Annotated in this window: 20 protein-coding genes; 10 read left to right on the top strand and 10 right to left on the bottom strand. The window is 63.2% G+C overall.

What is annotated here, in order from left to right; translation table 11 throughout:
- The first annotated feature begins 215 nt into the window (after nucleotides 1–215).
- The 7 genes from chvE (at nucleotide 216) to nrdF (ending at nucleotide 8,452) form a co-directional block, all read left to right on the top strand.
- The gene (gene chvE / locus CXY72_RS11435) at nucleotides 216–1,340 is read left to right on the top strand and encodes a multiple monosaccharide ABC transporter substrate-binding protein (protein WP_104127794.1); all 1,125 of its coding nucleotides are present in this window, start codon (nucleotides 216–218) and stop codon (nucleotides 1,338–1,340) included.
- Nucleotides 1,341–1,417: 77 nt separating this feature from the next.
- Nucleotides 1,418–2,959: a multiple monosaccharide ABC transporter ATP-binding protein gene (mmsA, locus tag CXY72_RS11430; RefSeq protein ID WP_104127793.1), complete on the top strand. Its 1,542-nt coding sequence runs from the start codon at nucleotides 1,418–1,420 to the stop codon at nucleotides 2,957–2,959.
- Complete coding sequence (gene mmsB, locus CXY72_RS11425) at nucleotides 2,956–4,137, top strand: multiple monosaccharide ABC transporter permease (RefSeq protein WP_104127792.1); 1,182 nt, start codon at nucleotides 2,956–2,958, stop codon at nucleotides 4,135–4,137. The genes mmsA and mmsB overlap by 4 nt, the downstream gene beginning before the upstream one ends.
- A gap of 431 nt (nucleotides 4,138–4,568) precedes the next feature.
- A complete protein-coding gene (gene nrdH / locus CXY72_RS11420) occupies nucleotides 4,569–4,802 on the top strand; it encodes a glutaredoxin-like protein NrdH (RefSeq protein ID WP_104127791.1) in 234 nt (77 codons plus the stop codon).
- A gap of 62 nt (nucleotides 4,803–4,864) precedes the next feature.
- Nucleotides 4,865–5,269, top strand: coding sequence for a class Ib ribonucleoside-diphosphate reductase assembly flavoprotein NrdI (gene nrdI / locus CXY72_RS11415; protein ID WP_104127790.1), 405 nt, complete (start codon nucleotides 4,865–4,867; stop codon nucleotides 5,267–5,269).
- An 11-nt stretch (nucleotides 5,270–5,280) separates the two neighbouring features.
- A complete protein-coding gene (gene nrdE, locus CXY72_RS11410; RefSeq protein WP_104127789.1) occupies nucleotides 5,281–7,404 on the top strand; it encodes a class 1b ribonucleoside-diphosphate reductase subunit alpha in 2,124 nt (707 codons plus the stop codon).
- 73 nt (nucleotides 7,405–7,477) lie between these two features.
- On the top strand, nucleotides 7,478–8,452 hold the full coding sequence (gene nrdF, locus CXY72_RS11405) for a class 1b ribonucleoside-diphosphate reductase subunit beta (protein ID WP_104127788.1): 975 nt from the start codon (nucleotides 7,478–7,480) through the stop codon (nucleotides 8,450–8,452).
- 219 nt (nucleotides 8,453–8,671) lie between these two features.
- Here nrdF and CXY72_RS11400 read toward each other — a convergent pair whose 3' ends face one another.
- Both CXY72_RS11400 and CXY72_RS11395 read right to left on the bottom strand, forming a co-directional pair.
- Nucleotides 8,672–9,172, bottom strand: coding sequence for a helix-turn-helix domain-containing protein (locus CXY72_RS11400; RefSeq protein WP_199184017.1), 501 nt, complete (start codon nucleotides 9,170–9,172; stop codon nucleotides 8,672–8,674).
- 29 nt (nucleotides 9,173–9,201) lie between these two features.
- Nucleotides 9,202–9,894, bottom strand: a complete 693-nt coding sequence (locus CXY72_RS11395; protein WP_104127787.1) for a YdeI family protein — start codon at nucleotides 9,892–9,894, stop codon at nucleotides 9,202–9,204.
- 107 nt (nucleotides 9,895–10,001) lie between these two features.
- Between CXY72_RS11395 and CXY72_RS11390 the strand changes: the two genes are divergently transcribed.
- Together CXY72_RS11390 and CXY72_RS11385 are read left to right on the top strand one after the other, a co-directional pair.
- A complete protein-coding gene (locus CXY72_RS11390; RefSeq protein WP_104127786.1) occupies nucleotides 10,002–11,381 on the top strand; it encodes an FAD-binding oxidoreductase in 1,380 nt (459 codons plus the stop codon).
- Entirely contained in the window at nucleotides 11,378–12,493 is a 1,116-nt protein-coding gene (locus CXY72_RS11385) for a class I SAM-dependent methyltransferase (protein ID WP_104127785.1), read from the top strand. Before CXY72_RS11390 ends, CXY72_RS11385 begins: the two co-directional genes overlap by 4 nt.
- Before the next feature lie 87 nt (nucleotides 12,494–12,580).
- Here the strand turns inward: CXY72_RS11385 and CXY72_RS11380 are convergent, their stop codons facing one another.
- From CXY72_RS11380 to CXY72_RS11355, 6 genes are all read right to left on the bottom strand, one after another.
- On the bottom strand, nucleotides 12,581–13,078 hold the full coding sequence (locus CXY72_RS11380; RefSeq protein ID WP_104127784.1) for a universal stress protein: 498 nt from the start codon (nucleotides 13,076–13,078) through the stop codon (nucleotides 12,581–12,583).
- Between the two features lie 144 nt (nucleotides 13,079–13,222).
- Nucleotides 13,223–14,698: an MFS transporter gene (locus CXY72_RS11375; RefSeq protein ID WP_104127783.1), complete on the bottom strand. Its 1,476-nt coding sequence runs from the start codon at nucleotides 14,696–14,698 to the stop codon at nucleotides 13,223–13,225.
- A 71-nt stretch (nucleotides 14,699–14,769) separates the two neighbouring features.
- Nucleotides 14,770–16,104, bottom strand: coding sequence for an ABC transporter permease (locus CXY72_RS11370; protein WP_233197785.1), 1,335 nt, complete (start codon nucleotides 16,102–16,104; stop codon nucleotides 14,770–14,772).
- A complete protein-coding gene (locus CXY72_RS11365; protein WP_104127782.1) occupies nucleotides 16,101–16,781 on the bottom strand; it encodes an ABC transporter ATP-binding protein in 681 nt (226 codons plus the stop codon). The genes CXY72_RS11370 and CXY72_RS11365 overlap by 4 nt, the downstream gene beginning before the upstream one ends.
- Nucleotides 16,778–18,349: a hypothetical protein gene (locus CXY72_RS11360; RefSeq protein WP_233197784.1), complete on the bottom strand. Its 1,572-nt coding sequence runs from the start codon at nucleotides 18,347–18,349 to the stop codon at nucleotides 16,778–16,780. The genes CXY72_RS11365 and CXY72_RS11360 overlap by 4 nt, the downstream gene beginning before the upstream one ends.
- Nucleotides 18,350–19,426: a hypothetical protein gene (locus CXY72_RS11355; protein ID WP_158252550.1), complete on the bottom strand. Its 1,077-nt coding sequence runs from the start codon at nucleotides 19,424–19,426 to the stop codon at nucleotides 18,350–18,352.
- 246 nt (nucleotides 19,427–19,672) lie between these two features.
- Here CXY72_RS11355 and CXY72_RS19555 point away from each other — a divergent pair, with 246 nt between their 5' ends.
- Entirely contained in the window at nucleotides 19,673–19,825 is a 153-nt protein-coding gene (locus CXY72_RS19555; RefSeq protein ID WP_158252549.1) for a hypothetical protein, read from the top strand.
- Between the two features lie 14 nt (nucleotides 19,826–19,839).
- On the opposite strand, the gene CXY72_RS11350 is transcribed toward CXY72_RS19555, so the two are convergent.
- Both CXY72_RS11350 and CXY72_RS11345 read right to left on the bottom strand, forming a co-directional pair.
- Nucleotides 19,840–20,607, bottom strand: a complete 768-nt coding sequence (locus CXY72_RS11350) for an MBL fold metallo-hydrolase (RefSeq protein WP_104127780.1) — start codon at nucleotides 20,605–20,607, stop codon at nucleotides 19,840–19,842.
- 62 nt (nucleotides 20,608–20,669) lie between these two features.
- Entirely contained in the window at nucleotides 20,670–21,725 is a 1,056-nt protein-coding gene (locus CXY72_RS11345) for a 2,3-butanediol dehydrogenase (protein ID WP_104127779.1), read from the bottom strand.
- Nucleotides 21,726–21,739: the final 14 nt, after the last annotated feature.

Here is a 21,739-nt window from a genome sequence, read left to right as displayed (position 1 = left end):
CGCCGTCGGCATCGAAGTGTTCCATGATTTCGCCGAGATAGCTCGCACCGAGCTGCTCGTGATCGATAAGACCACCACCCAGCGTGATTTTGCGCGCGAAGTGCGTTGGAACCAGGCCTATTACCGATTGGCGCACGGCCTGTAGCGGAACCGGTTCCACCTCATAAACCGACTTGACATCATCGTCGATAACAAGAAAATCGAAGGGAAATACAGTGAAAACACGGAAGGTCCTGATCGGCATCGCTGCCATTGGACTCGCACTCTCGCTCGCGGCCTGCTCGGGAACGCGTGGTGGCTCGACCACCACGACGGACGCGGCGGGATCCAACAAGGGCGCGCTCATCGGGGTCGCCATGCCCACCAAGACCTCCGAGCGGTGGATCAAAGACGGCGACGCCGTCAAAGCCGACTTGGAGGCGCTTGGCTACAAGGTCGACCTCGAGTATGCGGATGACAAGATCCCCACTCAGGTGCAGCAGATCAGCAACATGCTCACCAAGGGCGCGAAGATCCTAATCATCGCCTCGATCGACGGCACGGCACTGAGTGATCAGCTGGACGAGGCCGGCAAGTCCGGCGTGAAGGTCATCGCATACGACCGTCTGATCAATGGCAACGCGAACGTCGACTACTACACCACGTTCGACAACTTCAAGGTGGGTGTCGACCAAGCCTCCAGCCTGCTCACCGGCCTTGGTGTGCTCGATGCTGACGGGAAAGAGACCAGCAAGGCCGGCCCATTCAACGTGGAGCTGTTCGCGGGGAGCCCTGACGACAACAACGCGACGTTCTTCTTCAACGGCGCCATGAAGACCCTGCAGCCCTACATCGACAAGGGTGTTCTGAACGTCAAGAGCGGCCAGACCGGCTTTACGCAGGTTGCCACGCTGCGTTGGGACCCCTCGACCGCACAAAAGCGCATGCAGAACCTCATCGCCAGCACGTACTCGGACGGCAGCAAAGTTGACGGCGTGCTGTCCCCGTATGACGGCCTCTCCATCGGTATCATCTCGGCGCTGACCAGCTCGGGTTATGCCGCGAACGCGCTGCCGACCATCACCGGTCAGGATGCCGAAGCGGCGTCGGTCAAGTCGATCATCGCGGGCCAGCAGTATTCGACGATCTACAAGGACACTCGCCAGCTGGGCAAGGAAGCCGTGAAGATGGCCGATGACCTCCTGAACGGTAAGACTCCGGAGGTCAACGACACGAAGAGCTACAACAACAAGGTCAAGGATGTCCCGACCTTTTTGTTCCAGCCCACCGTCGTCACCATCGATAACTATAAGAAGGTCCTAGTCGACAGCGGGTATTACACCGACGCTGACCTGAAGTAAGTACCCCGCCCAACACGCCGTGGCGGCGCCAATCCGCCGCCACGGCAATCTCTCACCGCACGGAAGAAGGAGCAACGGTGACAACCAACATTCTTGAGATGCGCGGCATCACGAAGACGTTCCCCGGTGTCAAGGCGCTTCAGGATGTGTCCCTCGCCGTCGAGCGCGGCCAGATTCACGCTATTTGTGGCGAGAACGGTGCGGGAAAGTCCACCTTGATGAAGGTGCTGAGCGGCGTCTACGCGCACGGCAGTTACGACGGCGAGATCGTCTTCGAAAACGAGACCGTCGCGTTCAAGACCATCAACGAGTCCGAGGCCACGGGAATCGTGATCATCCACCAAGAGCTGGCGCTGAGCCCCTATCTGTCCATCGCCGAGAACATTTATCTCGGCAACGAACAGCAGACCAACGGCTGGATAGATTGGAATAAGACCAACCGTGAGGCGTCGAAACTCCTGGCTCGAGTGGGGCTGAAAGACAACCCCATCACCAAGGTGACCGACATCGGCGTTGGCAAGCAGCAGCTCGTGGAGATCGCGAAGGCGCTCTCGAAAGAGGTGAAGCTGCTCATCCTGGATGAGCCGACCGCCGCCCTCAACGATGAGGACTCCGCGCACCTGCTCGACTTGATCAAACACCTCAAGGGCCAGGGCATCACCTCGATCATGATCAGCCACAAGCTGAACGAGATCAAAGCCATCGCCGACAAGGTCACGATCATCCGCGATGGTAAAACCATCGAGACCCTTGATATGCAAAAGGACGAGATCTCGGAGGAGCGCATCATCAAGGGCATGGTTGGTCGCGACCTCGGGAGTCGGTACCCGGACCACACGCCGCACATCGGTGCGGAGATTCTGCGCGTCGAGGACTGGACCGTTTATCATCCGCTGCACCATGACCGGATGGTCGTCAAGAAAGCCAACATCCACGTCAAAGCGGGTGAAATCGTCGGTATCGCGGGGCTCATGGGCGCCGGACGCACCGAGCTGGCGATGAGTGTCTTCGGGCACAGCTATGGGGCGAAAATCTCCGGGCGTGTGTTCAAGAATGGCGTGCTGGTCAAGACCAACACGGTCACGGCGGCCATCGGTCACGGCCTCGCCTATGCCACCGAAGACCGCAAGCACTACGGTCTGAATCTGATCGAAAATATTCAACGCAATATCTCTCTCGCCGCCCTGCACAAGCTGGTCCGTAACGGCTGGGTCGATGCAAACCGCGAGGCCACCGTCGCCGAAAGCTTTCGTAAGAGCATGAACATCAAGGCGCCAAGTGTGGAGGCGATCACCGGCAAGCTCTCGGGCGGAAATCAGCAAAAAGTCGTGCTGTCGAAGTGGATGTTCTCAGACCCCGACGTGCTCATTCTGGACGAGCCCACCCGTGGCATTGACGTGGGCGCCAAGTACGAGATCTACGGAATCATCAACAGGCTCGCCGATGAAGGCAAGGGCGTCATCGTCATCTCCTCAGAGCTTCCCGAACTGCTCGGCATTTGCGACCGAATTTATACGCTGGCCGAGGGGCGCATTACCGCAGACGTGCCACGCAGCGAGGCCACAGCCGAATATCTTATGCACCACATGACCCAGGAAAGGGACAAGGAAAACCGATGACTGCCTTCAAATCCTCACTCGATTATCTCGCCGGACAGCTCCGTCAGATCGGTCTGTTCATCGCTTTGATCGCGATCATCATCTTCTTCCAGGTGGTGACTTCTGGAATAACGCTGAAGCCGATCAACGTCTCCAACCTGATCGTGCAGAACAGCTACATTCTCATTCTCGCCGTGGGAATGGTCATGGTGATCATCGCCGGTCACATCGATCTGTCTGTGGGCTCCGTTGTGGCGTTCGTCGGTGCGATGGCGGGGGTCATGATCACCCAGTGGCATATCCCCTGGTGGGCGGCTATCGTCCTCTGCCTGATCGTCGGCACACTGGTGGGAATGTGGCAGGGGTTCTGGATCGCGTACTTTGGCATTCCGGCCTTCATTGTCACATTGGCCGGCATGCTCACCTTTCGCGGACTGACCCAAATCGCACTTCAAAACCAGCAGATCTCTCCGTTCCCTGACGAATTCCGTGCGCTGGGCAGTGGGTTCCTGCCCGACCTCGGGGGCGGTACGAGCGTGCTGGAACCGCTCACCGTGGGGCTGGGAGTGCTCGCAACGGTGCTTCTGGTAGCTCAGGGCGTGCGGTCTCGTTTGGCTCGCAAGAAGTACGACGTAGAAGACGAACCGTTGCCGTGGTTCCTGGTCAAGCTCGTGTTCACCGCAGGCATGATCCTCTTGATCACGTTCCTGCTTGCGAGCTACCGTGGCACCCCGATTGTGCTCGTCGTTCTCGGCATCCTCACCGTGGGCTACTCGGCTGTGATGTCACGCAGCGTATTCGGGCGTCACGTGTACGCACTGGGCGGTAACGCGCACGCGGCAGCGCTTTCGGGCGTCAAGACCAAGCGCGTCACGTTTCTGCTTTTCGTGAACATGGGCGTTATCGCTGCCCTCGCCGGGTTGGTTTTCACCGCCCAGCTCAACCTCGCCAATCCGAAGGCCGGTGATGGTTTCGAACTCGATGCCATTGCCGCCGTATTCATCGGCGGTGCGGCGGTCACGGGCGGCATCGGCACAGTCACCGGTGCCATCATCGGCGGATTAATCATCGGGATCCTGAACAACGGCATGTCGATCCTGGGCGTGGGTACGGAGTTCCAGCAGCTCATCAAGGGGCTCGTGCTGCTGGGTGCTGTGGCCTTCGACGTCTACAACAAGCGTCGTTCGGGCTCTCGCTGACCCAATCGAATCACGATGGAGCCCCGGCTGTCTGTAGACGTCGGGGCTGTGGTGCGCCCGGCGACCGGCCGCGCGACACGCCGCCGGTGATTCCACAGACAAAATAGGGCCGCGCGGGAAGCCTGTGGATAACTGGTTGCGGTTCCGCGGAATTCAGGCACTTTCGCGCGGCCAAACTGTGAGCAAAATGTGGAATGTCGGTGGATAACTACACAATTGTAATTACTGCATGTAGTGGCTATTGAGTGTGGCCATCACTAGATGTAGTATTGGAAGTCTAGTCAGGCGCTACGGCCAGACAGTACACTTGCTCACTTTGTACGACGGTCCCTGACGGGTTACTTGCCGGTGATCAAGGAGTTTCATCGAACATACTTGCGAAGTATGTTGAACAGATTTAGACTTACCAGCCAAGAAGAAAGGCCATAACCATGGCAATCACCGTTTACACGAAGCCCTCCTGCGTACAGTGCGCGGCCACGTACCGTGCCCTCGACAACAAGGGCATCGAGTACGAGGTGCTCGACCTCTCGGTCGACGAAAACGCCCTAGAGGCCGTCAAGGCTTTGGGTTACCTGCAGGCTCCCGTCGTGATCACCGACGAAGAGCACTGGTCGGGCTTTCGCCCCGACAAGATCAACGCACTCGCTGCTCGCCTCGCGTAGTTCACCCCAACCAGCACACCCCACCCACCCGGAAGTCTTGCCGATCAGAATCGCCACAGCAGATGACTGACATCGTGTATTTCTCGAGCACCTCGGGTAACACTCGCCGGTTCGTCGAGAAACTCGGTCGGAAGGCCGCGCGCATACCTCTGCATACGCGTGAAGAGCCGCTCATCGCTACGGAGCCGTACGTGCTCTGTGTGCCCACCTATGGTGGCGGCAGTGCGGGTGGGGCGGTGCCCAAGCAGGTCATCAAGTTTTTGAACAACAAGACCAATCGGTCGTTGATTCGCGGCGTCATCGGCGCCGGCAATATGAATTTCGGTACCGCCTACTGCCTGGCCGGCGACATCATCGCCGCCAAGTGCAAGGTGCCGTACCTCTATCGCTTTGAAGTATTTGGAACACCGGATGATGTGCGCATCGTTCACGACGGATTGGAAGAATTTTGGAAACAACAGCCGTGAAAGTCACGCCCATGGACGCACCGTCGGCCATGGACTATCACTCGCTCAACGCGATGCTCAACCTGTACGGCCCGAACGGGGAGATCCAGTTCGACAAGGACCGCGAGGCCGCCCGCGAGTTCTTCCTGCAGCACGTCAACCAGAACACGGTGTTCTTCCACTCGCTGCGCGAGCGCCTCGACTACCTGGTCGAGAAGGAATATTACGAGCAGGCCGTGCTCGACCAGTACTCCTTCGAGTTCATCACAAGCCTGAACGATTTGGCGTATTCGAAGAAGTTCCGCTTTCAGAGCTTCCTCGGCGCGTTCAAGTACTACACCTCGTACACGCTGAAGACCTTCGACGGCAAGCGGTACCTCGAGCGTTTCGAAGACCGGGTAGTTATGACCGCACTCGGTCTCGCATCCGGTGATGAGAAGCTTGCCGTTGCCCTGGTCGAAGAGATCATCGCCGGCCGCTTTCAGCCGGCAACCCCGACCTTTTTGAACTCCGGCAAGGCCCAGCGCGGCGAACTCGTCTCGTGCTTCTTGCTGCGCATCGAAGACAACATGGAATCGATCTCGCGTGGCATCAACTCCTCGCTGCAGCTCTCCAAGCGCGGCGGCGGCGTGGCCCTGCTGCTCTCCAACATTCGCGAAGCCGGCGCACCGATCAAGCAGATCGAGAACCAGTCCAGCGGCATCATTCCCGTGATGAAGCTGCTCGAAGACTCCTTCAGCTACGCCAACCAGCTCGGTGCCCGCCAGGGCGCCGGCGCTGTCTACCTGCACGCGCACCACCCCGACATCATGCGCTTTCTCGACACCAAGCGGGAGAACGCCGACGAGAAGATTCGCATCAAGACCCTCTCGCTCGGTGTCGTCATTCCCGACATCACCTTCGAGCTGGCCAAGAACGACGACTGGATGTATCTCTTCTCGCCCTACGATGTGGAACGCGTCTACGGCGTGCCTTTCGCCGATATCTCGGTGAGCGAGAAGTACCACGAGATGGTCGACAACCCCCGCATCAAGAAGTCCAAAATGAAGGCGCGCGAGTTCTTCCAGACCCTTGCCGAGATTCAGTTCGAGTCGGGCTACCCGTACATCATGTTCGAAGACACGGTGAACGCGGCGAACCCGATCGAGGGCCGCATCAACATGTCGAACCTGTGCTCCGAGATTTTGCAGGTGAACACCCCGACGACCTACAACGAAGACCTCTCCTACAACGAGATCGGTAAGGACATCTCCTGCAACTTGGGGTCGATGAACATTGCCTTGGCCATGGATTCCGGCGACCTCGGCCGCACCGTCGATGCTGCCATTCGCGGCCTCAACGCGGTATCGGAGCAGAGCCACATCAGCTCAGTTCGGTCGATCGAAGACGGAAACGACCGCTCGCACGCCATCGGCCTCGGCCAGATGAACCTACACGGCTATCTTGCCCGTGAGCGCGTCTACTATGGCAGTGAAGAGAGCATCGACTTCACCAATATCTACTTCTACACGGTGTTGTTCCACGCCCTGCGTGCCTCCAACGCGATCGCCATCGAGCGCGGTCGCGCTTTCGAGGGCTTCGAAAACTCCACCTATGCGTCCGGGGTGTTCTTCGACAAGTACACTGACCAGGTGTGGGAGCCGGCGACCGCTCGCGGCGCCGAGCTGTTCGCCCAGGCCGGGGTGTCGATTCCGACGCAGGCCGACTGGGCCGAGTTGAAGGCATCCGTTGTCAAGCACGGTATCTACAACCAGAACCTGCAGGCCGTGCCGCCCACCGGGTCGATCTCGTACATCAACAACTCGACCGCGTCGATCCACCCGATCGCGGCGAAGATCGAGATTCGCAAGGAAGGCAAGCTGGGCCGCGTGTACTACCCGGCGCCGTTCATGACGAACGACAACACCGAGTACTACCAGGACGCTTACGAAATCGGCTCCGAGAAGATCATCGACGTGTACGCGGCGGCGACGCAGCACGTCGACCAGGGGCTTTCACTGACTCTGTTCTTCAAGGACACCGCGACTACCCGCGACATCAACCGCGCCCAGATCTATGCTTGGAAAAAGGGCATCAAGACGATCTATTACATCCGTCTGCGCCAGATGGCGCTCGAGGGTACGGAAATTGAGGGTTGCGTGTCCTGCGCACTGTGAGCACATCAAGCGCTCGAGTGAGTTCACTGTAAATTTTTGATTGACTGTAGTGGTACGGCTCCCGGAGGAACCCATGATTGACAAGCTCAAACTGGTGTCGCACGTTGATGCGATCAACTGGAACAAGATCGAAGACGAGAAAGACGTCGAGGTCTGGAACCGGCTGACCAACAACTTCTGGCTGCCGGAGAAGATTCCGCTCAGCAACGACATCCAGTCGTGGAACCAGCTCACGCCGGTCGAGCAGCAGCTCACCATGCGCGTGTTCGCCGGGCTGACCCTGCTCGACACGATCCAGGGCACCGTCGGCGCCGTGTCGTTGATTCCGGATGCCATCACCCCGCACGAAGAGGCTGTCTACACGAACATCGCGTTCATGGAGTCGGTGCACGCCAAGAGCTACTCGTCGATCTTCTCGACGCTCGCTTCCACCAAGGAGATCGACGAGGCGTTCCGCTGGTCGACCGAGAACGAGTACCTGCAGCGCAAGGCCTCGATCGTGATGGATTATTACCAGGGCGATGACCCGCTCAAGCGCAAGGTCGCCTCGGTTCTGCTCGAGTCGTTCCTGTTCTACTCGGGTTTCTACCTGCCTATGTACTTTTCCAGCCGGGCGCGCCTGACCAACACGGCCGACCTCATCCGTTTGATCATTCGGGATGAAGCCGTGCACGGCTACTACATCGGCTACAAGTTTCAGAAGGGTCTCGAGAAGTCCACGCAGGAGCGTCGCGATGAGATCAAGGATTACGCCTTCAACCTCGTGTTCGAGTTGTACGAGAACGAGGTGCAGTACACGCAGGACCTCTACGACGAGGTCGGCCTGACCGAAGACGTCAAGAAGTTTCTGCACTACAACGCCAACAAGGCTCTGATGAACCTCGGCTACGAGGCGATCTTCCCCAAGGACGTCTGCGACGTGAACCCGGCGATCCTCTCCGCCCTCTCACCGAACGGCGACGAGAACCACGACTTCTTCTCGGGCTCGGGTTCCTCGTATGTCATCGGCAAGGCCGTCGTCACCGAAGACGACGACTGGGACTTCTAGGCTTCCCGAGTTATTTTTGCAGAAACCCCCGAGATAGTTCTCGGGGGTTTCTGCTTTGGCGGGCCCGATCGCAGCCGTGCACACGGGCCCGGCCTCGGTGTTCTCAGAGAGGGAAGCGGGCGGTAGGGCGTTCTGTGGCTTCCAGAAGGGCCGGGATGTCATTGCGCGCGGTGTTGCTCAGGATCAAAGGCGTTGTGACGCGTTCTCGATCGGAACGGCTCACAAGGGCCTCGACTCGGTCATCACTTTGTGGGCAATTCGTGGCTTGAGACTATCTGCCGGGACAATGACGACGGGCACTCCCAGGATGCGCTCGGACTCACTTTGGAGTCGGGCCAAGCCGAATAGCCCGACGCCCACGTCAAGGTCGACGAGCAGGTGGACGTCGCTGTTGGCCGTGTCATCGCCGCGGGCGACGCTTCTGAACACGCGAACGTTGCTGGCTCCGAGCTCTGCGAGCCTGCTCACCAGTTCATCTCGGTGCGTAGCGAGTATTTTTTGGTGCGGCGAGAGGGTCGGCCGAGGCGTGAGCGTCAGGTCGAGCTGGAACCCGCTGGCTCTCACGAGACGTTGCAGGGTGGACATGGCGGGGTCTCGCTTACCCGCCTCGTAAGCGCTGATCACACTCTGTGTGACCCCGGCGCTTCGGCCTAACTGGGCTTGCGTGAGACCGGCCCCTAATCGGGCCTGCAGCAGAATGGATGCAGCGGATGTCGACACGAGTGAAATATAGCGTTTTGTCGATAATTTCATAGGTGTGCGGAGCCGGTTGGTGAAGCGGATGCCGCCGCTCGCGCCGCGTCGGCGGCGCGCTCAGCCCACTTCGGCACTGCGCCATTGCGTTGGAAGGGAACCAGCCGGCCGGCGGCGCTGTCGTCGATGAGCTGGGCCAACCGTCGTTCGCGGGTGGCCTCCTGCTTGGCGGTGAGCGCCCAGTGGATAACTTGGCGGCGGTATGTCGGTGTGGCTGCCTCCCAGAAAGCGGATGCGGCGGGGCTTGCCGCCAGCCGCGTCGCTGCCTCGGGCGGTAGTTCCCGGTCGGGATTCTCGTGGGCGTACACACCCGTTCTGTCTTCACGGCGGTGCTCGAACGCCGCGATCCCGGCCTCGCGCATGCGCCCCTCTGCGGTGAGCTTCTCGACCAACGCGATGTTGACGCTCGACCAGATGCTCGCCGATTTACGCGGAGTCCACCGCTGGCGCCGCGCGTCTTCATCGATGCGCTGGGCCACGGAATCGATCCAGCCGAAGCACAACGCTTCGGGAACGGCCTGCTTCCAAGTGAGCCCGCCGTCGGGCACGTGCTTTTTGTACAGGCCCATCCAGAGTTCCGCCGCGGTGGCATGGTTCGCCTCCAGCCAGCTGCGAAACTCTTCGGGCGTGGCGAAGAAGATCGCCGGCCGCTCTGGCGTGCCGCCCGGGGTGCCGATCGTCGTGGTCATGGCCTGAGTCTGCCAGAACGCACCAGATTGTGGCGCACGCAACGGGCCAGCGATGGAGTGAAAGCGGGCACTGGTGCGATCGCTCCGACTGAGACTAACGTGAAGGCGTGCCCGCTGCTGTGGTTGACGCCCAGAGCGCTCACGCCGCTGGCGTGCAGCGCCTTGTGCAGAGCTATCAAGCTGCCCCCGCGACGACCCCGATTCGACTGGCCAAGGCCACCTCGAATCTGTTCCGCACGCGGGCTGCGAACAATGGCAGGGGCCTCGACACGTCCGGGTTGACCGGCGTCATCGCAATTGACGCAGAGGCGCGGACGGCGGATGTGGCCGGCATGTGCACCTATGACGACCTCGTGGCTGCGACGCTGTGCCGCGGGTTGGCGCCGCTGGTCGTGCCGCAGCTGAAGACCATCACCCTCGGCGGCGCGGTGACCGGCCTCGGCATCGAGTCGACGTCGTTTCGCAACGGCCTGCCGCACGAGTCGGTGCTGGAGATGGACATCCTCACCGGCGCCGGGGAGATACTCACCGCGTCGCCCGGCCAGAACGCCGACGTGTACCGCGCCTTCCCCAACTCCTATGGGACGCTGGGCTATGCGGTGCGCCTGCGCATCGAGCTCGAAGCCGTCAAGCCGTTTGTCGCGCTCACGCAGGTGCGGTTCCACTCGGTAATCGACTTGGTCGCAGCCATGGACGGCATCATGGCGACTGGCAGCCTTGACGGGGTTCTCGTCGACTATCTCGACGGCGTGGTGTTCAGCGCCGACGAAGGCTACGTCTGCGTCGGCCGGCAGACCAGCGCGCCCGGCCCCGTCAGCGATTACACCGGTCAGCAGATCTACTACCGCTCCATCCAGCACGACCGCGGCGTGACGGATGACCGCCTCACCATTCACGACGACCTGTGGCGCTGGGACACAGACTGGTTCTGGTGCTCCGAGGCGTTCGGCGCGCAGCATCCGCTGATTCGAAGGGTTTGGCCCGGGCGCTATCGGCGCAGCAGCTTCTACGGAAAGCTGATGAGGATCGAACAGCGGTTCCAGATCGGCGACCGTATCGAGAAACTGAACGGCCGGCCGCCCTGCGAGCGAATCGTCCAAGACGTCGAGGTACCGATCGCGCGATGCGCGGAGTTTCTGGACTGGTTTCTGCGCGCCGTACCGATCACGCCGATTTGGCTGTGCCCGCTGCGCTTGAAAGGCGACGACCGTTGGCCGCTCTACCCGATCCGGCCTGGGCAGAACTACGTCAACGTCGGCTTCTGGTCGACGGTACCGGTTGGGTCCAGCGACGGGGCGACGAACCGGCTGATCGAACGCAAGGTCGGCGAACTCGACGGGCACAAGTCGCTGTACTCCGACTCGTATTACTCGCGGCCGGAGTTCGACGAACTCTACGGCGGGGACAGCTACCGAACCACGAAGAAGCGATACGACCCCGATTCCCGTCTCCTCGACCTCTACTCCAAGGCGGTGCAACGACGATGACCACGTTCAAGGATCGTGCGACGAATGCGACGAATGTGACGAATTCGACAGGTGCGGCGGCGGGAAAATTCACCCTCGCCGAGGTGCTGGAGGTGCTGGAGGTGCTGGAGGTGCTGGAGGTTCTGGAGGTTCTGGCCGGCGGTCGCCTCCCGGTGCGATTCACCGCCTACGACGGGAGCGCAGCCGGCCCGCAGGGCGCACTATTCGGGCTGGATCTCCTGACCCCGCGCGGCACGACCTACCTCGCCACGGGTCGCGGCGACCTTGGCCTGGCCCGCGCCGATATCGCCGGCGACCTCGACCTGCACGGGGTACACCCCGGTGATCCCTATGAACTGCTCACGGCGCTCGCCGACAGCCTGAACTTCACTCGGCCACCGGCGCGAATGATGGTGGACATCATCCGCTCTATCGGTGTGCGGCAGCTGCGCCCGATCGCGCCGCCGCCGGAGGAAGCAATGCCGCGCTGGCGCCGCGTCGCCGGGGGGCTCCGACACAGAAAGACCCGCGACGCCGAGGCGATCCGACACCACTACGACGTCTCAAACCGGTTCTACGAGTGGGTGCTCGGGCCGTCGATGACCTACACCTGCGCCTGCTACCCAGATGGTGACGCATCCCTCGAAAAGGCCCAGGAGAACAAGTACCGGCTCGTGTTCGAGAAGCTGCGGCTGTTACCGGGTGACCGGTTGCTTGGCGTCGGGTGCGGCTGGGGCGGCATGGTGCGTTACGCCGCCCGCCGCGGCGTGCTGGCCACCGGAGTGACGCTGTCGAGCGAGCAGGCCGCGTGGGCGCAGCGGGCCATCGCCGAGGAGGGCCTGAACGATTTCGCGGAGGTTCGCCACGGCGACTACCGCGACATCACCGAAACCGGCTTTGACGCGGTGTCGTCAATCGGGCTGCTCGAGCACATCGGAGTGCGCAACTACGCGTCGTACTTCGGCTTTCTGCAATCCAGGCTGCGCCCCGGCGGTCTCCTGCTCAATCACTGCTCACGGCTCGGGTTCGAGAGTAACGGAATCCAGCTGTACCAGGTGTTGATGGCCAAGCCCGACGAGGGTGACGGTGTCGGTGGACTGCCGCTGCCGCTGCGGCCGTGGTGGACTCCGTAGCTCTATTCGGTGAGAGCGGATGCGGCGGGCCGGCTGGCGACGACGGCCCGCGGTTCGCGTGAACGCGAAGGGTTGTCGCGCGGATGATCAGGCGGGGTCCCAGGGCAGGGCCTGATCAGACGGAATCGGGGCGAGCGGAATCACGACCACCGGGCGATGCTGACGGTGCGCCAGTTGCGCCGCCACCGAACCGTTGAGGAACTCCTGCAGGCTGGCCCGCAACGTCGCTTCCCTGGTGCCGACCACGATCATCGCCGCATTGAGCGTGTCGGCCAGGTCGCCGAGGGCTTGGGCGGGATTGCCGACCAATGCCCGGGTGCTCCAGGTCAGACCGCGTCCGTCGAGGAGCGCGGCCAGGCGCGATGCGAGATCCGGGTCGAATCTCTCCTCTGCACGTTCGGGCGAGTCCGCAGTGAATGGCCGACTCATCATCGTGCCGTCGCCCAGGTCATAGACCCGGTACTGACCGGCGTCCACGGATGCACACACCAGTTGCGCGTTGAACCGCGCCGCGAACGCGGCCGCCTGCTCTACGACGGTGTCCGGCTGACCAGGCACCACCCCAACAATCACGTACGCGATCATGCTGCACTCCCATGTCTATGGCGCCCGGCAGACGGACAGGATCCACTGTCGCGCCTCGCGTCACGGCCAGCATGGCAGAGTGTGCCCCAATTAGCCGTAAACCAAGGCGGAAATTTTCGTTCACCGACGAGGACACGTCCGCGTTCAGGCGTTTGGTCGGGCCGACGTTTCAGGTCGGTGTTCGAACAGGTCGACCAGGGCGAACACCAGGGCAACGGCGATCAGTACCAGCGCGACCAGGATGCCGCTGAGGAAACCATCACGAAACACCTGCACGCGGTCAGGATGGCTCGCCTCCGCGTACAACGTCGCGTAGAAGGTCGAGATTATCGCAGCGACTCCGATGGCCGTTCCCACCCGCTGACCCACTTGGGCCATCGACCCGGCGACGCCGCCCTGAGTGACGGGAACTTCGCTCAAGGTGAGCGTCTGGTTCGGTGAGATGACGAGGCCACCGCCAGCGCCGGTCATCGTCATGGCAGCGGCGATCAGCCACGGTGCGAGGCTTACCGAGGCGAATAATCCCGCCAAGAGGACGAGTACAAAGCCGATCATGACGGTGACCAGGCCGAGAGCGACGAGCTGGCGGCCCCAACGGAAGACCAGGCGACCGCCGATCCACGACGTCACCGCTGAGGTGAGGGCAAACGAGATGCTCACCATTCCGGCGAAGACGGGCTCAAGCCCAAGGCCCTGTTGCAAAAAAAGGGTGACCAGCAGAAAGTACGGCGGAATTGCCGCAAAGTAGGCCGTAGTGATCAATATCCCGTTGCGATAGGACGCCGTGCGAAAGAGCCCGAAATTCACAACGGGTGACTTGCCGCTGCGCTGGTAGTGCCGTTCCCACCAGAAGAACGTGGCGCTGGACAGACCGAACACGATCAGCCAGAACCAGCGCCGGGGGTCATCCGTTGGGGCGCCGGTCGTCAGCACGAACGGAAGCATGAGGCCGAGAGTGGCAATTCCCAGCAACAGGATGCCGACAAGGTCGAGCTCCGTGCGTTCTCGTTCATGACTCTGGCGTTTCGGAAGCACCCGCATCGCGAAGAAGAGTGCCAGAAGACCCAGCGGCACGTTCATCCAAAACGACAGGCGCCAACCGTTATCGGGGCCGCCGACGGCGATCAGGAGGCCACCGAGGGTCGGCCCGAAGGCCGTTGAAACTCCGATGACCGCGCCAAACAAGCCGAAGGCGCGCCCTCGTGCCGCGCCCTGGTACAGCTGTTGGATGAGTCCGAGTACCTGCGGCATCTGAATTCCCGCAGCAATTCCCTGCGCGATACGCGCCACTATCAAGAATTCGATCGTGGGCGCGAGCGCGCACAGGATGCTTGCGGCCGTGAATGCGCTGAGGCCGACTATGAACATGAGTCGCCGGGAATGAATGTCACCCAGCCGACCGGACGGTACCAGCGCGAGCCCGAAGGCGAGTGCATAACCCGCGACGATGAGCTGCAGTTCGGTGGTACCGCCGCCGAGCGACTGCTCGATGGCTGGTAACCCGACATTGATCTTGGACAGGTCGAGAATTGTCAGCGAAGCAACTCCCACGCACACCCAGAAGGCTTGCCGCTTCAGCCGGTCGGCATGTTCGGAGGAGGGAGGAGTGGTGTTCGGCATGGTCCACTGATTCTAGATCCGGGGCCACAGGCCAGAACGGTATTCGGTATGCGGACTGCCGTGACTGGCTCCTAGGTGCCGCCGCGCAGGGCCGTGATCGGCTCGATGTTGGAGGCCCGCACGGCGGGATAGGCGCCGGCGGCGAGCCCGACGACGGTTCCGAGCAGCGCGGCACCGATGGCGACGAAGGGGTCGAGTATGGGCGTCCAGCCCTGCAGCAGCGACACGACGACGACCGCGAACACCCCGAGCGCCGCGCCGATCAGGCCGCCGAGCAGACCGATCACGGCCGACTCCACGATGAACTGCCGAGCGATGTCGCGCTTGGTCGCGCCGAGCGCCCGGCGTAGGCCGATCTCGCCGACCCGTTCCATCACCGAGAGCAGGGTGACGTTGGCGATGCCGAGACCGCCGGCGAGCAGGGCGAGAATGCCGAGCGTGAGAAAGACGATGTTGATGTCGGCCTGGATATTGTCTTGCAGCGACGACGCGGCGGCGGGCGCCTGCACCGTGAAGTTCTCGGGTGCGTTCGGGTCGAGCGCGATCGGTGCCTGCCGGGCCACGAGCGTGCCGGCGCCGACATCGATCGTGACGTGCAGCTCGGTCGGGGCGGTGAGGCCGAAGTCGGCGCGCGCGGTGCCGAGCGGAACAATGACGGCGTCGAGCAGGTTGGCGCGGCGCTCGACTCCGTCGATGATGCCGATGACCGTGTACGGAACCTCGCCGATGAAGATCGACGGCTGCGAGTCGACCCGGTTGATGCCGAGCGTTTCGGCGGCTCGAGCGCCGAGCACGACGACCCGGTCGGCGCGCTCGTCGTGGCCGACGTCGAAGTAGCGCCCGGTGACGACCTGCCCACGCACTGCGGCGAGCAGGCCCGGCGAGGTGGCTATGACGGAGGGGCTCAGGGTTTGCGCGGCCGAGGGGTCGTTGACGGGAACGGATGTCACGAGCCGGCCTTCGACATCGATCTCGGCCACGAGGCCCGCGCGTTCCACCCCGGCGAGGCGATCAACCCGCTCCGGGGCATCCCACGGCAGCCGCCCGGTGGCCTGTTCGTTGCCGCTCGAATTGCGGGTCGAGGCCGGTTCGATCATGACCTGGGTCGCCGAGACGGCGTCGAACTGGTTGGAAATCTGCCCGGCGGCGGTCTGTGCGAACCCAATGGTGACCACGAGCGAGGCGATGCCGAGCACGGTGCCGAGGGTCGTCATCACGAGTCGGCTCGGGCGGGCGCCCACGCCGTAACTCGCCTCGACCAGCAGGTCCTGCACCGAGAACCGGTCGGCTCGGCGAATGACCGGAACGATGCTGGGTGTCAGTTCAGCGGATGCCGTCAGCTCAGCGCCGGAGACCGCGGCGGCGCGGGAGCGGCGGCGCGGCATCCGCTTGGCGAGGGCCTTCATGACAGCTCGCTCAGGCGACCGTCGGTGATGCGCACGCGGCGTTCGGCCCGATCGCTCACGGCCTGGTCGTGGGTGATGACGATGAGGGTGAGGCCGTCGGCGTGCAGCTCTTCGAACAGGTCCATGACCTCACCGCCGGTGGCCTCGTCGAGGTTGCCGGTGGGTTCGTCGGCGAGCAGGAGTTCGGGCGAAGCGACGACGGCGCGCGCGACGGCGACGCGCTGGCGTTCACCGCCGGAGAGGGTGCCGGGCAGAAAATTGAGCCGGTGATCGAGTTTCACGCGGTCGAGGGCGGCTCGGGCGCGGTCCTCGCGCTCGGCGCGCGGCACGCCGCTATACAGCGTGGCGAGCAGCACATTGTCGAGCACGGTGCGGTGTGGCAGCAGGTGGAAGGCCTGAAAGACGAAGCCGATGGTGCCGCCGCGCACGATGGCGCGCTGCTTCTCATCGAGCAGGCTCGTCGAGGTGCCGTCGAGGTGGTATTCGCCGACGCTCGGTCGGTCGAGGAGGCCGAGCAGGTTGAGCATTGTGGATTTGCCCGATCCGCTCGGGCCGACGATCGACAGGTAGTCGCCTCGTTCTACCCGCAGGTTGACCGATTTGAGCGCCTGCACCTCGGGTGGGCCGGGAAAAGACCGTGTGACGTTGACCAGTTCGACGACCGGGGCCGCGATCACCGGCCCACCACGACGAGATCTCCGACGCCCAGCGAGCCATCGACGGCGGTGATCTCGACGAAACCTTCGGCAGCAAGCCCGGTCGTGACCTCGACCAGCACAGTGTCGGCGGAGCCGCCGGGAGCGAATTCAACGCGGGATTCGCCGCCAGGCCCCGCGGTCAGAGCGGCGAGCGGAACGGCGAGCACGTCGCCCTCGGTGGAACTGACCGGCACGCGCACACGCACGTTGCTGCCCTGCACGGCCTGGATCTGCTCGTCGGTGAGGGCGTCGGGAGCGAACAATACGGTGAAGCGGCCGCTCGCGGTCTCACCAGTGGCCGGTTCGGTGGGGAGCACGGAGGTGATCGTGGCGGGCTGGTCGCCGTCGGGCATGGCGAGAATGGCAGGGGCGCCGACTTCGAGCAGTGCTGCGTCGCTCGCGGTCGCCGAGCCGGAGATCACGAGTGTCGCGCCGGAGACCCGCATGACGGGGCCGGTGATGCTCGATCCACGTTTGACGCTGATCTCGTCGACCCGGCGGGGGAGGCCGGGCAGGTAGAGCACTTCGCCGGCCGGCAGGTACGCGAGCGCGCCGTCACGGGCGTCGCTCAGGGTCTCGTTGGCACGGGTCAGTTCGGCTTTGGCCGCGGTGACAGCGGCTTTTTCGGCGCTCGCGTCGCGTGGCGCGAGAGCTTGGGCCTGGCGGGCGACGGCCAGGGTGACGGACTCCTCGGCATCCGCTATCTCGTTGGAGGTTCCCTCGGTTCTGGCCAGGGCAAGCGCCCGCTCTGCGCTGCGCACGAGGTTACCCTGTTCGACCACGTCGACGTTGGACGCGGCGCCCTGCACCGTGGTGAGGGCGCCGTTGGCGCTGTCGACGGATGCCTGCGCGCTCGTGACTCCGGCTTCGGCGCCGCTGACCGCGGTCGCGACGTCGCCGCCGCCGGTGGGCGCTGGGTAGCCGACCTTGGCGTAGAGCGCGGTGACCGCCTTCGCCGTTTGCGCGTCGAACACGTCGGAGTCAAGCGCGCCGGCATCGATTCCGGCCGCGTTCAAGCCCTGCTTGAACTGCAGCACGTCGGGGCCGGAGACGCCGACGCGCAGGGTGCGGTAGACCGGCAGGTCGCCGGGCAGTACGATCACCGGACGACCGGTGACCTCGAGCGCGATCGAGGCGGTGTCGAAGATGGCGGCGACTTCGGGCACCTGCCCGGTGACGATGGGCGCCCCGGCGAGTTCGCCGGTTTCAATGCTGACCTCCACCGAGTCGGCGTAGGTGGCGTCACCGCGCATAGTGACGTCGTTGGCCAGTTGCCGGTTTTCGATGGGGACCGTGATGAGGCCGCCGGCGGGAGCATCGGCATCCGCTGCAGCCTGCCCGGGCGAGACGATCAACTGGCCCAGCCCGAGGCCGGCCACGAGCGCGACGATGGCGACGGTGGCCATGACCCAGATCACCCGATTGCCGACGAACAGGCGGCGCCAGCCCTGGCTACCCGAGCGGGTGGGCGGCGCGACAGCGTCGAGGTCTGTCACCTCGGTCGCATCCGGCTCTGTCGCTGCTCGTCGCCCGAACAGGCGCGACACCTACTTGCCTTGCTCGTAGTCCGCAATGAGCGCGTCGAGCTCGGACTTGTGATCCGTGATGAACTGTTCCTCCAGCTCGAACTGCACCTTGGTTGTTGCTTCGTCGTAGTTGAGCTCTTCAGCGCATGTGTAGTCAACCATGGCCATCGCGAGTTCCTTCTCGTGCAGGGCGGCGAGCGCCTGATCATCGACGCCGGTCTCGGTTTCGGAGAGGGCGGTCATCTCATTCATGATGAATTCTGACGGCTCGGACTTTTTGGTGAAGGTTGCGTAACCGGCATCGGCCATGCAGGTCGCCCACTCGGCGTCGAGCTTGACGAGCAGGGGAGAGGCCTGCGCCGTTTCGTACATGGCGCCCATCGCTTCGTACAGCGCAGCGTGATCTTCGGGTGACGGCTGGTCGCCGTTGACTTCCTCAAAGGCGGCGCCATAGCAGCCCTTGGCTTCGTAGCTGTCCACGTAGGAACCGTCGGCGATCTCTTCTTCCGAGGGCTGTGGACCGTTGAGCGCTTCGTTGTAGGCGGTTTGCTCGCCCGCGGAGAGCGACTCCAGGTAATCCTGGTTCGGGTCGACGTAAGCCTCGCTCTCTTCTTGCTGGGCGGCCAGCTGCTCAGGGGATTGGACCATTCCGTATCCGTTTTCCGCCACCCACTTCTCGGTGCCGTACTCCTCGCCGCTGTCGCCCATCATGCCGCTGTACTGCGCGGCGTCGATGGGCGTGTACTCGAAGCCTTCGTCGGACATGCAGACAGCGACAAGTTCCTGTTGCTCGTTCTGCTGAGCGATCACCGAGTCTTCGTCGAAGCCTGCATAGATACCCGACATGTACTTCGCCAGCGGGCCTTCGGCCGGATCGAGCTTCTCGGCCGCTTTCTCGCCGCTGCACCCCGCGAGCGTCAGCGACAGAAGAGCGGCGGCGGCGATGGCCGTGAGCAGTGAGCGATGGCGCATGGAGTTCCCCTTTGAGCATTCTCTGGGCTGCGCCAATGATCGATCGCCGCCCTCGATCTCCCCATACGTTAGCGCACTGCGAGAACGGCTGGGGTGAACGCCAAATTGCAGCGCCACAAGAACCATACTGCTTGGTCTGTTTTGTCTGCAACTTGTCGGCTCGGGCCGGTGCTCGAGCGGAAGACTGCTCGGTGAGGCTGCGCGCATAACTCCTGCAATTTCTAACCCGTGATGATCAGATCCGCGTAATGACGGGCGAGTGGAATATCGTCGAGACGGATTGCAGGAGTTATGGCGTGGAACGGGGTGTGAGGTACGGATAAGGTTCACTAAGGAGTCACCTCCCGGTTTCCCGTGATTGGAAAATGCACCATGGCTCAAAACCCTAAACAGAGCAACAAGGTTGCCCGAGCGGCCAGCTCGGGCATTAAAAATGCCCGGTTCAGCGCTGCAGCAGACACTGCCGGTGCCAGAGCCCGCGCCCTGGCGGCCCGCGCCCTGGAAAACAAGAAGCCCGGCAGGTAGCCGCGCCAGCTCGGTCAGCGCGCCGCGCGCAGGTAGGCCAGCTGCGCGCGAACCGATGCCTCGGCGGCGAACCGCACCGCGGCATCCGTTTGTGAGTAGACCAGATCGGTGATCTGCGCGACGGTCGCCGTCGAACCGAGGGTGTCGAGCGCGGCGCGCACCTGGTCGAGACGCTCGTGGCGATGCGCGAGGTAGGCCGAGCAGATGGCCGCGAGGTCGGGCAGTACCGGGCCGTGCGCGGGCAGCGCGATGGCCGGCCCGAGCATGCGCAGAGCCTCGAGCGAGGCCAGGTAGTCGGCGAGGGCGCCGTCGATGATCGACGTTCCCCGGCCGAGGATGGTGTCGCCGGTCAGGACGGAGCCGGTGGCGCCGTCGCCGGGCAGGTGCAGACAGACCGAGTCGTCGGTGTGTCCCGGCGTTGCCAGAATGCGGATGCTGGTGCCGGCGGCCGCAATCTGCTCCCCGTCGCCCAGCGGGTCGCCATTCACGCAGAAGGCCGGATCGAAGGCCCGCACCGGGGCCCCGGTGAGCTGCGCGAATCGAACGCTTGCCGCCGTGTGATCGGCGTGCCGGTGGGTGATCAGCACGAGTTCGACCCGGCCGGCGGCGGCAAGGGTTGCGAGGTGTCCCTCATGCAGCGGCCCCGGGTCGACGACGACGATCGTGTGCGCGTCGGGCGCCTTGATGAGGTAGCTGTTGGTGCCGTCGAGCGTCATCGGACCGGCATTTGGCGCGAGCAGGCTGCGGGTGAGCGCACTCGTGCGCATGATGTCGTCGGGCATAGCTGGCAGCTTACTGCCGCAAGTGGCAGCGCCCCGAGGCTCGAGGCGCCACTCGGCACCGGTCAAGGGTGAACGATGATCTTGACCGCGGTCTCGTTGTGGTTGATCAGGGTGTCGAAGCCCTGCGTGATGAGGTCATCGAGTGCGATGCGACCGGTGATGAACGGCGCCAGCTTGACCCGCCCGTCCTGCACGAGCTTGATGGTCGCCGGGTGGTCGCGCACATAGGCGATCGTTCCACGCAGGTCGATCTCTTTGAGCACGAGCTTCTGCATGTCGATGCTGGCCGGCTTACCCCAGATCGACACGTTGACGATGACGCCGGCGGGTCGCACCGCGTCGAACAGCTGGTCCAGTACAACGTTCACGCTCGTGCATTCGAAGCAGACGTCGGCGCCGTTGCCCCCGGTGAGTTCCCGCACCCGAGCGACGACGTCTTCCTTACTCGGATCGAGCACGTGATCGGCCACGCCGGTGCCCCGCGCCTTCTCCTTGCGTGCCTCGCTGAGTTCGGACATGATCACCGTGAGGCCCTCGGCCTTGAGTACGGCGGCGACGAGCAGGCCGATCGGGCCGGCCCCGCCGATGAGGGCAACATCGCCGGCTTTGGCCCCACTACGCACGAAGGCGTGGTGTGCTACCGAGAGTGGTTCGATCAACGCGGCTTCGTCGAGGGGGATATCGCCGATGGCGTGTACCCAGCGGCGGTCGACGACGACCTGCTCGCTGAGTCCTCCGCCTCCGCCGGCCAGCCCGATGAAACCCATCTTCGTGCACAGGTGGTAGTTGCCGACCAGGCAGGGAGCGCACTCGTTGCAGACGAAGTAGGGTTCGACCACGACGTGGTCTCCGACCGCGAGGTCGGTCACTCCCTCGCCCAGCGCGCTGATGGTGCCGGAGAATTCGTGGCCGAGCGTGACCGGCTCCTCTTCGTGGGAGAGCGGGTGGGGGTGCCCCTCAGCCGGAATGAAGATCGGCCCGTCGAGGTATTCGTGCAGGTCTGTTCCGCAGATTCCGCACCAGGCCACGTCGATGGTGACGGCTCCTGGTCGAAGTTCGGGTGCGGGAATGTCTTCGATGCGGATGTCTGCTGGGCCGTGAAAACGCGCTGCCTTCATGATGCCTCACTACT

The organism is Cryobacterium sp. Y57, from assembly GCF_002929505.1.
Classification (GTDB): domain Bacteria; phylum Actinomycetota; class Actinomycetes; order Actinomycetales; family Microbacteriaceae; genus Cryobacterium.
This window is presented reverse-complemented; position numbering and strand designations above follow the sequence as displayed.

Coding starts and splice junctions, on each gene's coding strand:
- mmsB (WP_104127792.1), top strand. CDS start 2,956: ATGACTGCCTTCAAATCCTCACTCGATTATCTCGCCGGACAGCTCCGT.
- CXY72_RS11370 (WP_233197785.1), bottom strand. CDS start 16,104: ATGAAGGCCCTCGCCAAGCGGATGCCGCGCCGCCGCTCCCGCGCCGCC.
- CXY72_RS19555 (WP_158252549.1), top strand. CDS start 19,673: ATGGCTCAAAACCCTAAACAGAGCAACAAGGTTGCCCGAGCGGCCAGC.
- nrdF (WP_104127788.1), top strand. CDS start 7,478: ATGATTGACAAGCTCAAACTGGTGTCGCACGTTGATGCGATCAACTGG.
- CXY72_RS11345 (WP_104127779.1), bottom strand. CDS start 21,725: ATGAAGGCAGCGCGTTTTCACGGCCCAGCAGACATCCGCATCGAAGAC.
- CXY72_RS11355 (WP_158252550.1), bottom strand. CDS start 19,426: ATGGTTCTTGTGGCGCTGCAATTTGGCGTTCACCCCAGCCGTTCTCGC.
- CXY72_RS11385 (WP_104127785.1), top strand. CDS start 11,378: ATGACCACGTTCAAGGATCGTGCGACGAATGCGACGAATGTGACGAAT.
- nrdE (WP_104127789.1), top strand. CDS start 5,281: ATGGACGCACCGTCGGCCATGGACTATCACTCGCTCAACGCGATGCTC.
- CXY72_RS11380 (WP_104127784.1), bottom strand. CDS start 13,078: ATGATCGCGTACGTGATTGTTGGGGTGGTGCCTGGTCAGCCGGACACC.
- nrdH (WP_104127791.1), top strand. CDS start 4,569: ATGGCAATCACCGTTTACACGAAGCCCTCCTGCGTACAGTGCGCGGCC.
- CXY72_RS11350 (WP_104127780.1), bottom strand. CDS start 20,607: ATGCCCGACGACATCATGCGCACGAGTGCGCTCACCCGCAGCCTGCTC.
- CXY72_RS11395 (WP_104127787.1), bottom strand. CDS start 9,894: ATGACCACGACGATCGGCACCCCGGGCGGCACGCCAGAGCGGCCGGCG.
- nrdI (WP_104127790.1), top strand. CDS start 4,865: ATGACTGACATCGTGTATTTCTCGAGCACCTCGGGTAACACTCGCCGG.
- CXY72_RS11375 (WP_104127783.1), bottom strand. CDS start 14,698: ATGCCGAACACCACTCCTCCCTCCTCCGAACATGCCGACCGGCTGAAG.